Source organism: Micromonospora sp. NPDC001898 (assembly GCF_042891255.1).
Classification (GTDB): Bacteria; Actinomycetota; Actinomycetes; order Mycobacteriales; family Micromonosporaceae; genus Micromonospora.
The window spans coordinates 548,416-561,132 of record NZ_JBIATC010000003.1; the positions used below are offsets into that span (position 1 = coordinate 548,416).

Here is a 12,717-nt window from a genome sequence, read left to right on the forward strand (position 1 = left end):
TCCCCCGGCGCGGCGGGGTGACTCAAACACCGGTGTTCGTCGCGGCGTCCGAAGGGCCGGCGGCTGCCACGGGACACCGACCCGATCCCACCTTCTCGAAGGCGCTCAGCCGCGGAAGGTGCGGTCCAGCAGGTCGAACAGGGCGACCCAGTGCCGTTCGGCGGCCCGCTCGTCGTAGGCGGCGGTGTCGGCCATGGTGAACCCGTGGGCGGCGCCGACGTACAGCTCGGACCGGTGCCGGACCCCGGCCGCGTCGAGCGCCGCCTCCAACGTCGCGATCTGCTCGGGCGTCATGGACCGGTCCTGGTCGGCGTGGGCGAAGTACAGCTCGCCGGTCACCGAGCCGACGCCCAGGTGGGGGCTGTCCGGCGCGTCGGTGACGACCCGCCCGGCGTGGAAGCTGGCCACCGCCGCGATCCGGTCGGGATGCGCCTCGATGGCGCGCAGGGCGTTCGTACCGCCCATGCAGTAGCCGGTGACCACCACCGGGCCGGGCGCGACGTCGTCCCGGGTGGCCAGGAAGTCCAGGTACGCCGCAGTGTCCCCGGCCACCACCTCAGGGGTCAGCGCGGCGACGAGCGGCATGATCCGCTCGAAGGCCCGGCCGCGCTCCTCCGGGTCGTTCAGGCGGGAGAGGTCGAACAGCGGGGCCCGGCCGGCCCGGTGGAACAGGTTGGGCGCCAGCACGACGTGCCCCCGCGAGGCGATCCGCCCGGCCATCTCGACCAGCCGGGGTCGCAGGCCGAACGCGTCCATGAAGAACAGCACGGCCGGGAACGGGCCGTCGCCGTCCGGCCGGGCCAGGATCGCGTCGGCGACGCCGTCGCCCACCGGCACGTCCACCGTCGTCGTGTGCGCCACGTCATCCTCCATCGGGTCGTCGTCCGGTCCGCACCCTATCCGCCCGGCTGGCGGCCCCGGTTTCGGTGGCCGGCTCCCCCGGGTCGCGACGGGGTCGGGGCGGCCGGTCGTCCCGGTCGATGCGCAGCTCCCGCTCCAGCTCGCCGATGACGGCCCGCAGGTCGTCCAGTCGCTGCGTGAGCGCGATCCGGTCCACCTCGTCGGGCACCCCGTCGCCGTCCTCGTCGTAGCCGGGCCCGAGCCGCTCGGTCATCTCCAGCCGACGGGCCTCCTCCATCGAGTTGACGATGACCGCGATCAGGATGTTGAGCAGCAGGTTCACGGTGATGATGACGTAGCTGACGTAGTAGACCAGGGTCCACGGGGACAGGGCCATGCCCTGCTCGACGAGGTCCGGCAGCGTCTCCAGGGACAGCAGCACGAACAGGGTCAGCAGCGACCGTCCGATGTCGCCGTACTGCTCCGGCTGGGCCTCGCCGAAGATGAGCCAGCCGGCCATCCCGTACACGTAGAGGGTCACCCCGGCCAGCGCGAGGAAACCGGCGACGCCCGGCAGGCTGCGCAACAGCGCCGCGACGATGGTGCGCAGCCCGGGCGAGAACCGCACCAACCGCAGCATCCGGGCGACCCGCACGACGCGCAGCAGCGCGGAGTCGCCGTGCAGGCCGGGCAGGAAGATCGCGACTGTCACGACGAAGTCGAAGACGTTCCATCCGTGCCGGAAGAAGTCCTGCGGCCGGCGACCGTAGGCCAGCACCCGGACGGTGATCTCGAAGACGAAGGCGGCCCGGAAGACCCACTCCAACCATTGCAGCACCGGCCGCGCCGGCCCCAGGTCGCGGTACGTCTCGACGCCGAGCACCACCCCGTTGGCCATGATGAGCACGACGATGGCGACCTCGAAGAGCCGCGACCGGACGACCCGTAGGCACCACCCGGCCAGCCCTGGCGGCCCGGCCCGGCGCCCCGGTCGGTCCTCGGTCGACGCCGGCCAGGGTACGTCGAGCATGGCCCCACCCTACCGAGGGCACCGACCGGCGACGTCACGCGCCGGGACGGGCGTAGGCGAGCCCCGTCGAGCGACGACCGGCACCGACGGGGTCAGGCCCCGCCACGAGCGCGGAGCCTGACCCACCACAGGAGCACCGTCGGGATCAGCCCCAGGTACCGGCGTACGCGAGCCGCCAGTGCTGGTTGGTCCCACCCCAACAGTCGCCCTGCACGACCCGGGCGGCGTGGGCGGTGCTGGCGTTCGCCACGTCCAGGCACTTGTCACTGTGTCGCGCCCGGATCTCGTAGAAGCCGTTGGAGAGCAGGACGAAACGCCAGTGCTGGTTCGTCCCGCCCCAGCAGTTGCCCTGCACGACCGGCGTGCCGTGGGCGGTGCTGGCGTTCGCCACGTCCAGGCACTTGTCACTGTGCTGCGCCCGGATCTCGTAGTAGCCGTTCCCGACCGCGATCCACCGCCAGTGCTGGTTCGTCCCGCCCCAGCAGTTGCCCTGCACGACCGGCGTGAGGTGGGCGGTGCTGGCGTTCGCCACGTCCAGGCACTTGTCACTGTGCCGCGCCCGGAACTCGTAGTAGTCGATCGCCTGGGTTCCCGGTGTCGCACTCCCCCGGGCCTGCGGCGTGCCGGCACCGGCCTGGGCTGCTCCGGCGCCGAGCAGCAGCAGGCTGCCGGCCAGGAACACACCGAGCAGCGACTCAAGCGCGACACGCAGGCCGCCCCGGCGATCGCGTGACCCGCCGGGCAGGCTTTCCGACCGTGTCCTTCCGCGTACTTCGATCACTACAGCTCCTCACCTGTTGTGGTAATCGGACGGTGACCAGGTCGGTCCAGCATCGCGGAGGCCGGTGCTGTCCGGTGGTTTCCCGGACGGCACCGGACAGGGTCGACTCGTCGCAGCGTCCCGGCCGGGAGCGTCGGCTCAGCTCCATAGGCGCCGCCCCACAGCGCCGCGCGATCCGAGCGGTGGGCCGCGCCGCCTCGGCGGGCAGCTTCCGGCTCATGCCACCACCCCGAGGGGGGCCGCGGCCTACCCGGCCGGGTCGTGGTCGGCCGCCCGCCGGGCCGCGTTGCGGATGGCGCGCAGGCGCAACAGCACGTCGTCGCCACCCCGGCCGAAGTGGTCGTGCAGCCGCCGGTACTCGGCGTACAGCGCGTCGTAGGCGCGGGCCCGCTCCGGGTCGGGCCGGTACACGTCGCGGTCGACCCGGCCCATCGCCGCCGAGGCGGCCGGCACGTCGGGGTACGCGCCGGCGGCGACCGCCGCGTGGATCGCCGAGCCCAGTGCCGGGCCCTGCGCGGAGCCGATGATGCCCAGCGGGCGCTTCGTGACGTCGGCGTAGATCTGCATCAACAGGGCGTTGGCGGTGAGCCCCCCGGCCGCGATCAGCTCGTCGACCGGCACGCCCGCCTCGGCGTACGCCTCGATGATCATGCGGGTGCCGTACGCGGTGGACTCCAGCAGGGCACGGTAGACGTCCGGCGGACGGGTGGCCAGGGTGAGCCCGACGATCAGCCCGCTGAGGTCGTGGTTGACCAACGGGGAGCGGTTGCCGTTCCACCAGTCCAGCGCCACCAGGCCGTGCGCGCCGACGGGCTGGGCGGTGGCGGCAGCGGTCAGCGCCTCGTGCGAGGCGTAGCCGGCGGGGGCGGCGTGCGCGACGTACCAGCCGAAGATGTCGCCGACGGCGCTCTGGCCGGCCTCGTAGCCCCAGGAGCCGGCGCTGATCCCGCCGTCCACGACGCCGCACATGCCGGCCACCTCGGCCAGCTCGGTGGCGTTGACCATGTGGCAGGTGGAGGTGCCCATGATGACGACCAGCCGGCCCGGGTCGAGGGCCCGCGCGGCGGCGGCGGTGACGTGGGCGTCGACGTTGCCGACCGCCACGGTGACGCCCTCGGGCAGGCCGGTCCACGCCGCGGCCTGCCCGGTCAGCCCGCCGGCCCGGGCGCCCAGCGGGGCGAGCGGACCGTCGATCTTGGCGACGAAGTCGGCGAAGCCGGGGTGCAGGGCGGCCAGGTAGTCCCGGGACGGGTACCGGCCGTCCTGGTGGAGGCCCTTGTAGCCGGCGGCGCACACGTTGCGGGTCTCGACGCCGCAGAGCTGCCAGACGATCCAGTCGGCGGCCTCGATCCACCGCTCGGCCCGGTGGTAGACCTCCGGGTCCTCCTCCAGCAGTTGCAGGCCCTTGGCGAACTGCCACTCGGCGGAGACCCTGCCGCCGTAGCGGCCGATCCACGGCTCGCCACGGGCGTGGGCCAGGGCGTTGATCCGGTCAGCCTGGGGCTGGGCGGCGTGGTGCTTCCACAGCTTGACCCAGGCGTGCGGGCGGGTGCGCAGCTCGGGCAGCTCGCACAGCGGGGTGCCGTCGGCCAGGGTGGGCAGCACCGTGCAGGCCGTGAAGTCGATGCCGACGCCCACGACGCGCCGCGGGTCGATGCCGCTGGCGGCCAGGGCGGCCGGGACCGCGTGCCGCAGCACGTCGCGGTAGTCCTGCGGGTCCTGCAGGGCCCAGTCCGCCGGCAACGCCCGCCCGTCGACGGCGAGCGCCGAGTCCATCACGCCGTGCCGGTACTCGTGCACCGCCGTGCCCAGCTCGGCGCCGTCGCCGACGCGCACCACCAGCGCCCGACCCGACAGCGTGCCGTAGTCGACACCGACGACGTACCGGTCCCCCGGCCCTGGCGCAACGCTCATGACACCCTCCGCTCACCCGCTGGCGACTCTGCTAGCTGTTCGGGCCGGACTGCGGGTCGAGGGCCGCATCAGATCGCCTGGCCGACGCGGGGTGCGATGAAGCGCCGCAGCGGCAGGCCGATGAGCAGTGCGACCGCGACCAGGAGGCCGCTGACCCACACCGGGCCGAGGTCGCCAGCATCGGCCCCGAGGGTCGCTGCCGCAACGACGGGGCCGCCAGCAGCACCGATGTTGAGCGCCGCGGTCGCATACGACCCTCCCATGGTGGGGGCGCCTGCCGCCTCGTAGAGCACCCTGGCGATCAGGGTGCCGCCCAACGCGAAGGAAAGCGTGCCCTGCACGAACACGAGGAGCAGAAGCGCCACCGGCCGGGCAGCCAGGGTCGCCAACGCGACCCAGCCGAGCAACAGCAACGGGCCACCGACAGCGATCACGATGCCGGGACGCTGATCGGAGAGCCGTCCCGCGAGGGTGACGCCGACGAAGGACCCGACACCGAAGAGCACCAGCACGACCGAGACCCACAGCTCGCCCAGGCCTGCGGTGTCGGTCACGATCGGTGTCAGGAAGGTGAACGTGGCGAAGGTGGCAGCGTTGACCAGGGCACCGAGCAGCATGACCAGGACCAGCCTGGGCATCGCGAGCTGGGCGATCTCGTGCCGAAGAGACAAGCCGGCCCGAGTGTCCCGAGGGGTTTTTCCGACCCGGGCCGGGATGCCCTTCACGACGCCGAGGGCAGCGGGAAGGCAGAGCAGTGCGATCGCCCAGAAGGTCGCCCGCCAGCTGAGCAACGTGCCGAGCACCGCACCGCCGGGAACACCAGCGATGGTGGCCACCGTCGTACCCGAGAGCAGCACCGCCAACGCGCGCCCTTTCTGATCAGGTGCGACCAGCGTGGCCGCCGTGCTCAGTGCCACAGCCAGGAAGCCCGCGTTGGCCAGGGCGGCGATCACCCGGGTGCCGAACAGAACCGCAAAACTCGTGGTGAGGGCGCCCGCGACGTGGGCCACGGCGAAAACCAGGACGAAGCCCAGCAGGCTGGCCCGGGCGGGCCACCAGCGCGCGAGCGCCGCCATCGTCGGTGCGCCGACGATCATCCCGACAGCGAACGCCGAGGTCAGAAGCCCGGCGGCCCCGACCGACACGTCGAGGCTCGTGGCGATGTCCGGCACCAGGCCGGCGAGCATGAACTCCGAGGTACCCATGGCGAAGACCGCCACGGCAAGCAGGTAGAGCGGCAGAGGCATCAAGAGCTCCGAGGTGAGAGGAACGAGAAGACGTCTCGTCACCGCGGCCAGCACCCCAGGGCGCGCGCGAATGTCCCGTGCAGCGAGGCTGCGGGGAAGCGGGCGATGAACTCAGTGGTTCAGGGGGCTGACGGCGTGACCGAAAGCCCCCACCTTGGATGCCTCAGGGCTCGACATGGCGCGAACACTACCCAAAACCACCGGTCGTCACGCAACCGGGTTTTGCCCGGGGCGCGGGTCGCCGACCTCGCGCCCCACGACAGCGCTCACATGCATCGTCGCCAAGATGCTGGCCATCGAGGTCCGCGAGCGGCCCCGAACGGCCGAAGGTTTCGGAGATGTTTCGGCTGTCGGGCAGTGGTGGAGGGGGAGACGGCCGCGACGACTGGAGCGGCACCGGTTCCGGGAGGGTCGACCGCCGAAAGTTTCGGGATATGCTGCGGCCGGGCCGACCTCGTGAGGGAGATGTCATGGAGCAGCGGCGGGCGACGCTGGCGGAGATCGCGCACGCCGCCGGCGTCTCGGTCCCCACCGTCTCGAAGGTGCTCAACGGCCGACCCGACGTCGCGCCGGGCACCCGCCTGCGAGTGCAGACTCTGCTCGACGAGCGTGGCTACACCGCGCGCGGGTCGAGCCGGCCGGCTGCCCGGGCCGGGCTGATCGACCTGGTGCTGCGGGACCTGGGCAGCCCGTGGGCGATGCAGATCATCGACGGGGTGGAGGAGTTCGCCTACCGGGCCGGGATCGGCGTGGTCGTCTCCGCGGTGCACGGCCGGCACCGCAGCCGCCCCGACCGCCGCTGGACCGAGCAGCTCGCCGCCCGGCGCTGCGACGGCGTGCTCCTCGTGCTGTCCGACATCTCGACCGGCCAGCGTGGGCAGCTCGACGAGCTGGGCATCCCGGTGGTGATCATCGACCCGGCCGGGCAGCCCGAGGCGGACATCCCCTCCGTCGGTGCCACGAACTGGGCGGGCGGGCGCGCCGCCACCGAGCACCTGCTCGGCCTCGGGCACCAGCGGATCGCCGCGATCGGCGGGCCGGCCGCCGTGCCGTGCAGCCGGGCCCGGGTCGACGGGTACCGCGCCGCCATGGACGCCGCCGGGCGGCGGATCCCCGCCGGCTACGTCCGCGCCGGGGACTTCACCTCACCGTCGGGCTACCGGGAGACGAACGCCCTGCTCGACCTGGCCCGGCCGCCCACCGCGATCTTCGCGTGCTCCGACGAGATGGCCTGGGGGGCGTACGAGGCGCTCTACGAGCGCGGGCTACGGGTGCCCGACGACCTGAGCGTCGTCGGCTTCGACGACCTGGACGCCGCGCGGTGGGTGGTGCCGCCGCTGACCACCGTCCGCCAGCCGCTGACCGAGATGGCGGCGATGGCTGCCCGGATGCTGCTCAACCTGATGGACGGCGAGGAACTGGGCAGCCACCGCATCGAGCTCGCCACCCCGCTGATCGTCCGGCACAGCACGCGCGCCCGCTGACCGCACGGCACCGCACCGCCGCACGGCACCGCACCGCCGCGCGACGCCGCACCGCCGCGCGACGCTGGCCGGGCGCCGCAGGTCGCCGAACCGGGCAGCGGGCTCCCGGACTTCGATGTATCGACATGTTGCACGAAGGTTACGGACGCCTCTAAGCTGCCGTGGGAGCGCTCCCGGGGACTCTGCCGATCGGGCGGATGCGCGCGTAGGCACGTCCCGCACCACACCCCACCGCCGGGGCGACCCCCGTCCCGGGCCCCGCCCCACCATTCCCGACGGAAGAGACGGTCCGATGAAGAGAGTCCCCCGCCCGTCCCGACGACACCTGGCCATGGCGGGCGCCGTCGGCGCGCTGACCCTGGGCGCGACGGCGGTCCTGCCGGCCACCAACGCCAGCGCGGCCACGGGCTGCGCCGTCACCTACACCACCAACAGTTGGGCCGGCGGGTTCACCGCCTCGGTCACCATCAAGAACCTCGGGGCCGCGGTCAACGGCTGGACCCTCGGCTTCGGCTTCCCCCACTCCGGGCAGCGGGTGGTGCAGGGCTGGTCGGCCACCTTCAACCAGACCGGCAGCGCCGTCACCGCGCAGAGCCTGAGCTACAACGGCTCGCTGGCCACCGGAGCGAGCACCAACGTCGGCTTCAACGGCTCCTGGACGAGCAGCAACCCGGCGCCGACGTCGTTCACGCTCAACGGCACGGTGTGCACGGGCGGGACGACGCCCACCACCGCGCCGCCGACCACTCCGCCGCCGACCAGCACTCCCCCGCCGACGACGCCCCCGCCCACCACGCCGCCGCCGGGGGGCACGACGCCCGTGGCGATCAACGGCCAGCTCCGGGTGTGCGGGGTCAACCTGTGCAACCAGTACGGCAAGCCGATCCAGCTACGGGGCATGAGCACCCACGGCCTCCAGTGGTTCTCCCAGTGCCACAACGACGCGTCCCTCGACGCGCTGTCCAAGGACTGGCTGGCCGACCTGCTGCGCGTCTCGATGTACGTGCAGGAGGACGGCTACGAGACCGACCCCGCCGGCTTCACCAACCGGGTCAACACGCTGGTCGACGAGGCCACCGAGCGCGGCATGTACGCGCTGATCGACTTCCACACGCTGACCCCCGGTGACCCGATGTTCAACCTGGCGCGGGCCAAGACGTTCTTCGCCGCCGTGTCAGCCCGGCACGCCAACAAGAACAACGTCATCTACGAGATCACCAACGAGCCCAACGGCGTGAGCTGGTCGACCATCAAGAACTACGCCGAGCAGGTCATCCCGGTCATCCGCGCCAACGACCCGGACGCGGTCGTCGTCGTCGGCACCCGTGGCTGGTCCTCGCTCGGGGTCTCCGAGGGCGGCAACTCCACCGAGGTCGTCAACAACCCGGTGAACGCCGGCAACATCATGTACGCGTTCCACTTCTACGCCGCCTCGCACAAGGACAGCTACCGCTCCGAACTGGAGCGCGCCGCCGCCCGGCTGCCCATGTTCGTCACCGAGTTCGGCACCGTCACGTACACCGGTGGCGGCACCGTGGACGCGGCCAGCAGCACCGCCTGGCTGGATCTGCTGGACCGGCTGAAGATCAGCTACGCCAACTGGACGTTCTCGGACGCCGACGAGGGCAGCGCCGCGTTCCGCCCGGGCACCTGCTACGGCGGGACCTACACCGGCCCCTCCGTGCTGACCGAGTCCGGCACCTTCATGCGCAACCGGATCCGCACCCCGGACAACTTCCCCACCAGCTGAGCCCCGCCACCCGTACCCGGTGGGACCGCCCGCGCTCGGCGGCCCCACCGGGTACGTCGTGGTCAGAGCGGCTGCACGAAGTACGGGGAGACCTCGAACCAACCGTTGCCGGCCGCGCCGCCCAGCCGGCCGCTGCTGGCGGTGGACAGGGTGTACCAGGAGTCCACGTAGTCCGGGTCGTCGGTGTACCAGGAGGTCGGGATGGCGTCGAGGATCGCGCTCACCAGCGGCTGGTACACCCCGCCGTCCACGATCACCAGCAGCGCGCCGACGATCGCCTGGACCAGGGCCTTGTAGTTGGTGTCGCCGTCGTCCTCCATCATCACCACGTCGGCCAGGTTGTACTTGTAGGCCGAGAAGTGCACCAGGAGCTGGTTCGGGCGGTAGGTCGTGCCGTCGTGGTCGAGGTAGGGCATCTGGACCAGGTCCACCGTGGGCTTGCCGTCGAGCCCGAACCCGGCCACGAGGCTGTAGATCTCGGCGTCGCCCTTGAGCCAGGGCTCGTGGTCGTCGTTGAGTCGTACCGCGTCGACTTTCGTGGCCCAGTAGCCGGACGCCGCCGCGCTCCGCGCGGTGGTCGCCGCCCGCGCGGCGGCGGTGTCGGTGACGCCCCGGCGGGCCAGTTCCCCCCGCATCAACTTCAGGCCGGCGGACAGCGCCCGGTTGGTGTCGACCTCCACCAGCAGCACCGGGCGGTCGGGAACCCGGGCGGCGTCCAGCCGTACCGGCCGGGCACCCCGGTCGTAGGCGGTGACGCTGGCCAGTTCGTCGTCGGTGGGGGTCGCCGCCACCAGCGGAACCGCGCCCCGGGTCGCCGCGGCGCGCATGTCCGGGGTGGCCCAGCGCAGCCGCAGCAGCGACCCGGCCGTTGCCGGCAGGCCCTTGGCCGCGAGCACCCGCCGGTTCGCGGCCCGCGCCTCGCCGGACAGGCCCGCTGCCGCGAGCGGGACGGAGAGCAGGTCGGCCGGGCCGTCGGCGGTGGCCACGAGGACCGCCCGGGTCGCCGCCGGGTCGGCGAGGGCCCCGGCGAGCCGGCGGGCCAGCCCGTCGGTGACCGAGAGGACAGCGCCGGCCGGGGCGGCGGCGGGCGCGGGGCCCGGGTGCTCGGGGAAGGCGTACGCGGGGGTGGCCACCGGGGCGGCCAGGACGGCCGCCGCGAGGCCGGCCGCAAGCGCGGCGCGGCGGAGGGTGGGAGTGTGCACGCGGGCTCCTCTGCATGGTCCGACCGCCGGCTCGTGGCGACGGTGCAGAGAAGATATACATCCAGACTGTTACATTTATCAATGGTCGGGGTCGGCCGCATCGCGCCCCGGCCCGAATGCGGAACCTGAGGCGACGAGACCAGGGGGGCGACGGGAGCCTCTGCGGCGGCGGCACGCCGCGCCCACGCCGATCCCGGCGGTTTTCGGTTTTGTCACACAACTGTCATGCGACTGGGAGATCCCCTCCAACACCACATAGCAGGGTTGCGGTTGCCCAGCCGCCGCAGCGGCCCCCGTGCCGCCGACAGGCGGTGACCGACGGGTCCGGGCCGGGTCGGTCGGTGTCACCCCGATGCCCGGCCGACGTCCTCCGGGGCCGACCGGGGCAGCGGACAACGAGAGGAATCCGGGATGACCGTCGTACCGGACGATCGTCTGATGACGCTGATCTGCGACGACTGCGGCGACACCACCACCGGTCACGCCTGCGTGCTGCCCGACGCCGAGGTCGTCTGGACGCTGGTGTCCGAGCACGGCTGGAGCGGCTCACCCTTCGCCGTCGGCCCCCACCGCTGCCCGCCGTGCAGCATCGCCGGCCCAGAGGGCGGCCCCCGCTGGGCCGGCCCGGCCCTCGGTCTGGACCGCGTCGACGACTGCGACGAGGTCACGGGCCGGGACGAGGGTGCCCTGCGCGCCGCGCTCGACGACACGGTCGAGTTCGACGGGCGGGCCGTCGTGGACCTGCACAGCGTGGAGCAGATCGACCCGGCCGGGTTGAGCCTGCTGGTGCGCGCGCACCAGCAGGCCAGGAACCGGGGGGTCGTGCTGTGCCTCGCCGCCCCGTCCCGGTTCGTCCGCACCGTGCTGCACACGATGCGACTGGACGGCGTCTTCCCGGTCTTCGACACCCAGGGCGAGGCCCTGCTGGACCGCCCCCAGCCCGTTCGTGCCCCCGGGCGGTGAACCCGGCCCGCCCGGCCCCGGGTGACCACCGGACCGGACGGGTGTGGACCCGCCGGTTCAGCGGCCGTCGGGCCGCCCGGGCTCCGGCTGGTAGACGTCGGGCACCCCGTCGCGGTCGAGGTCGACGTTCTCGGCCTCGTGCACCTGCCGGTACAGCCGGCTGCGCCCGCGCAGGATCACCGTGGCCAGGACGGCGGAGACCAGGGAGCCGGTGAGCACCGCCACCTTGACGTGGCCGTCGCGCTCGCTGCCGAGCCCGAAGGCCAACTCCCCGATCAGCAGCGAAACGGTGAACCCGATCCCGCCCAGCAGCGCCAGGCCGAGAACATCGAGCCAGTTCAGCCCCTCGTCGAGGTCGGCCCGGGTGAACCGGGCCACCAGCCAGGTGGCCAGCATGATGCCGATCGGCTTGCCGAGCACCAGGCCGACCACGACGCCGACCGCCGCCCGGTCGGTCAGGGCGGTGGCCAGCCCGGCGAGGCCGCCGATGGTGACACCGGCGGACAGGAACGCGAAGACCGGCACCGCGACGCCGGCGGAGAGCGGACGGAACCGGTGCTCGAAGTGCTCGGCCAGGCCCGGACCGGCGTCCGGGCCGCCGGCGGCCCGGCTGCGGAGCACCGGCACGGTGAAGGCCAGCAGCACACCGGCGACGGTGGCGTGCACCCCGGAGGCGTGCACCAGGGTCCAGGTCGCCGCCGCCAACGGCAGCAGCAGCCACCACGAGCGCACCCGGCGCCGCACCAGCAGGGCGAAGACCGCCAGCGGGACCAGTGCGCCCAGCAGCGGCCCGACGGCCAGGTCGGAGGTGTAGAACACGGCGATGATGACGATCGCCAGCAGGTCGTCGACCACGGCGAGGGTGAGCAGGAACGTGCGCAGCGCCGCGGGCAGGAACCGCCCGACCACGGCGAGCACGGCCAGCGCGAAGGCGATGTCGGTCGCGGTCGGGATCGCCCAGCCCCTCGCCGCGTCGGCGTCGGCGATCAGGGAGTAGAGGACTGCCGGCACGAGCACCCCGCCTGCGGCGGCGGCCACCGGCACCGCGGCCCGGCGCGGGTCGCGCAAATCGCCGGCGACGAACTCGCGCTTGAGCTCCAGCCCTGCGACGAAGAAGAAGATCGCCAGCAGGCCGTCGGCGGCCCAGGTGGCGAGGCTGAGGTCCAGGTGCAGCGCCGCCGGGCCGAACCGGAGGTCCCGCAGCGCCTGGTATCCGTCGGACCAGGGCGAATTCGACCAGATCAGGGCCAGCAGGGCCCCGGCGAGCAGGAGCGCCCCGCCGACGGTCTCCTTGCGCAGGATGGCCGAGATGCGACTGGTCTCACCCCACGAGCGTCGGGCGAACAGGCTGGTACGGCGCCGGGGGGCGTCGGTCACGGGGTCTCCTCGTCGGCAGGGTCGCGTCATCCATCGCCGACCAGACTTCCCGGCACACCAGGACACCAACGTTAGCCTGCACCCGGGCCGGACCGCAGCGGGGGCAGGATCACCTGCCGGGCCGGCCCG

10 protein-coding genes are annotated in these 12,717 nt (G+C 73.0%); 3 read left to right on the plus strand and 7 right to left on the minus strand.

What is annotated here, in order from left to right:
* Window positions 1–105: 105 nt before the first annotated feature.
* From ACFYZF_RS10335 to ACFYZF_RS10355, 5 genes are all read right to left on the minus strand, one after another.
* Window positions 106–861, minus strand: a complete 756-nt coding sequence (locus ACFYZF_RS10335) for a dienelactone hydrolase family protein (RefSeq protein ID WP_387017948.1) — start codon at window positions 859–861, stop codon at window positions 106–108.
* A gap of 1 nt (window position 862) precedes the next feature.
* The gene (locus ACFYZF_RS10340) at window positions 863–1,870 is read right to left on the minus strand and encodes an ion transporter (RefSeq protein ID WP_387017951.1); all 1,008 of its coding nucleotides are present in this window, start codon (window positions 1,868–1,870) and stop codon (window positions 863–865) included.
* A gap of 145 nt (window positions 1,871–2,015) precedes the next feature.
* Window positions 2,016–2,651, minus strand: a complete 636-nt coding sequence (locus ACFYZF_RS10345; protein ID WP_387017953.1) for an RICIN domain-containing protein — start codon at window positions 2,649–2,651, stop codon at window positions 2,016–2,018.
* A 246-nt stretch (window positions 2,652–2,897) separates the two neighbouring features.
* A complete protein-coding gene (gene araB, locus ACFYZF_RS10350; protein ID WP_387017956.1) occupies window positions 2,898–4,565 on the minus strand; it encodes a ribulokinase in 1,668 nt (555 codons plus the stop codon).
* A 68-nt stretch (window positions 4,566–4,633) separates the two neighbouring features.
* Entirely contained in the window at window positions 4,634–5,812 is a 1,179-nt protein-coding gene (locus ACFYZF_RS10355; RefSeq protein ID WP_387018415.1) for a Cmx/CmrA family chloramphenicol efflux MFS transporter, read from the minus strand.
* Between the two features lie 470 nt (window positions 5,813–6,282).
* Here ACFYZF_RS10355 and ACFYZF_RS10360 point away from each other — a divergent pair, with 470 nt between their 5' ends.
* On the plus strand, window positions 6,283–7,296 hold the full coding sequence (locus ACFYZF_RS10360) for a LacI family DNA-binding transcriptional regulator (protein ID WP_387017959.1): 1,014 nt from the start codon (window positions 6,283–6,285) through the stop codon (window positions 7,294–7,296).
* Between the two features lie 292 nt (window positions 7,297–7,588).
* Window positions 7,589–9,046, plus strand: coding sequence for a cellulase family glycosylhydrolase (locus ACFYZF_RS10365; RefSeq protein ID WP_387017960.1), 1,458 nt, complete (start codon window positions 7,589–7,591; stop codon window positions 9,044–9,046).
* 62 nt (window positions 9,047–9,108) lie between these two features.
* Here the strand turns inward: ACFYZF_RS10365 and ACFYZF_RS10370 are convergent, their stop codons facing one another.
* Window positions 9,109–10,248 (minus strand): DUF3103 family protein, encoded by a 1,140-nt coding sequence (locus ACFYZF_RS10370; RefSeq protein ID WP_387017963.1) that lies wholly within the window; start codon window positions 10,246–10,248, stop codon window positions 9,109–9,111.
* 411 nt (window positions 10,249–10,659) lie between these two features.
* Between ACFYZF_RS10370 and ACFYZF_RS10375 the strand changes: the two genes are divergently transcribed.
* Window positions 10,660–11,211: an STAS domain-containing protein gene (locus ACFYZF_RS10375; protein ID WP_387017966.1), complete on the plus strand. Its 552-nt coding sequence runs from the start codon at window positions 10,660–10,662 to the stop codon at window positions 11,209–11,211.
* Window positions 11,212–11,268: 57 nt separating this feature from the next.
* Here the strand turns inward: ACFYZF_RS10375 and nhaA are convergent, their stop codons facing one another.
* The gene (gene nhaA, locus ACFYZF_RS10380; protein ID WP_387017968.1) at window positions 11,269–12,618 is read right to left on the minus strand and encodes a Na+/H+ antiporter NhaA; all 1,350 of its coding nucleotides are present in this window, start codon (window positions 12,616–12,618) and stop codon (window positions 11,269–11,271) included.
* Window positions 12,619–12,717: the final 99 nt, after the last annotated feature.

Coding starts and splice junctions, on each gene's coding strand:
- ACFYZF_RS10340 (WP_387017951.1), bottom strand. CDS start 1,870: ATGCTCGACGTACCCTGGCCGGCGTCGACCGAGGACCGACCGGGGCGC.
- nhaA (WP_387017968.1), bottom strand. CDS start 12,618: ATGACGCGACCCTGCCGACGAGGAGACCCCGTGACCGACGCCCCCCGG.
- araB (WP_387017956.1), bottom strand. CDS start 4,565: ATGAGCGTTGCGCCAGGGCCGGGGGACCGGTACGTCGTCGGTGTCGAC.
- ACFYZF_RS10360 (WP_387017959.1), top strand. CDS start 6,283: ATGGAGCAGCGGCGGGCGACGCTGGCGGAGATCGCGCACGCCGCCGGC.
- ACFYZF_RS10375 (WP_387017966.1), top strand. CDS start 10,660: ATGACCGTCGTACCGGACGATCGTCTGATGACGCTGATCTGCGACGAC.
- ACFYZF_RS10355 (WP_387018415.1), bottom strand. CDS start 5,812: ATGCCTCTGCCGCTCTACCTGCTTGCCGTGGCGGTCTTCGCCATGGGT.
- ACFYZF_RS10365 (WP_387017960.1), top strand. CDS start 7,589: ATGAAGAGAGTCCCCCGCCCGTCCCGACGACACCTGGCCATGGCGGGC.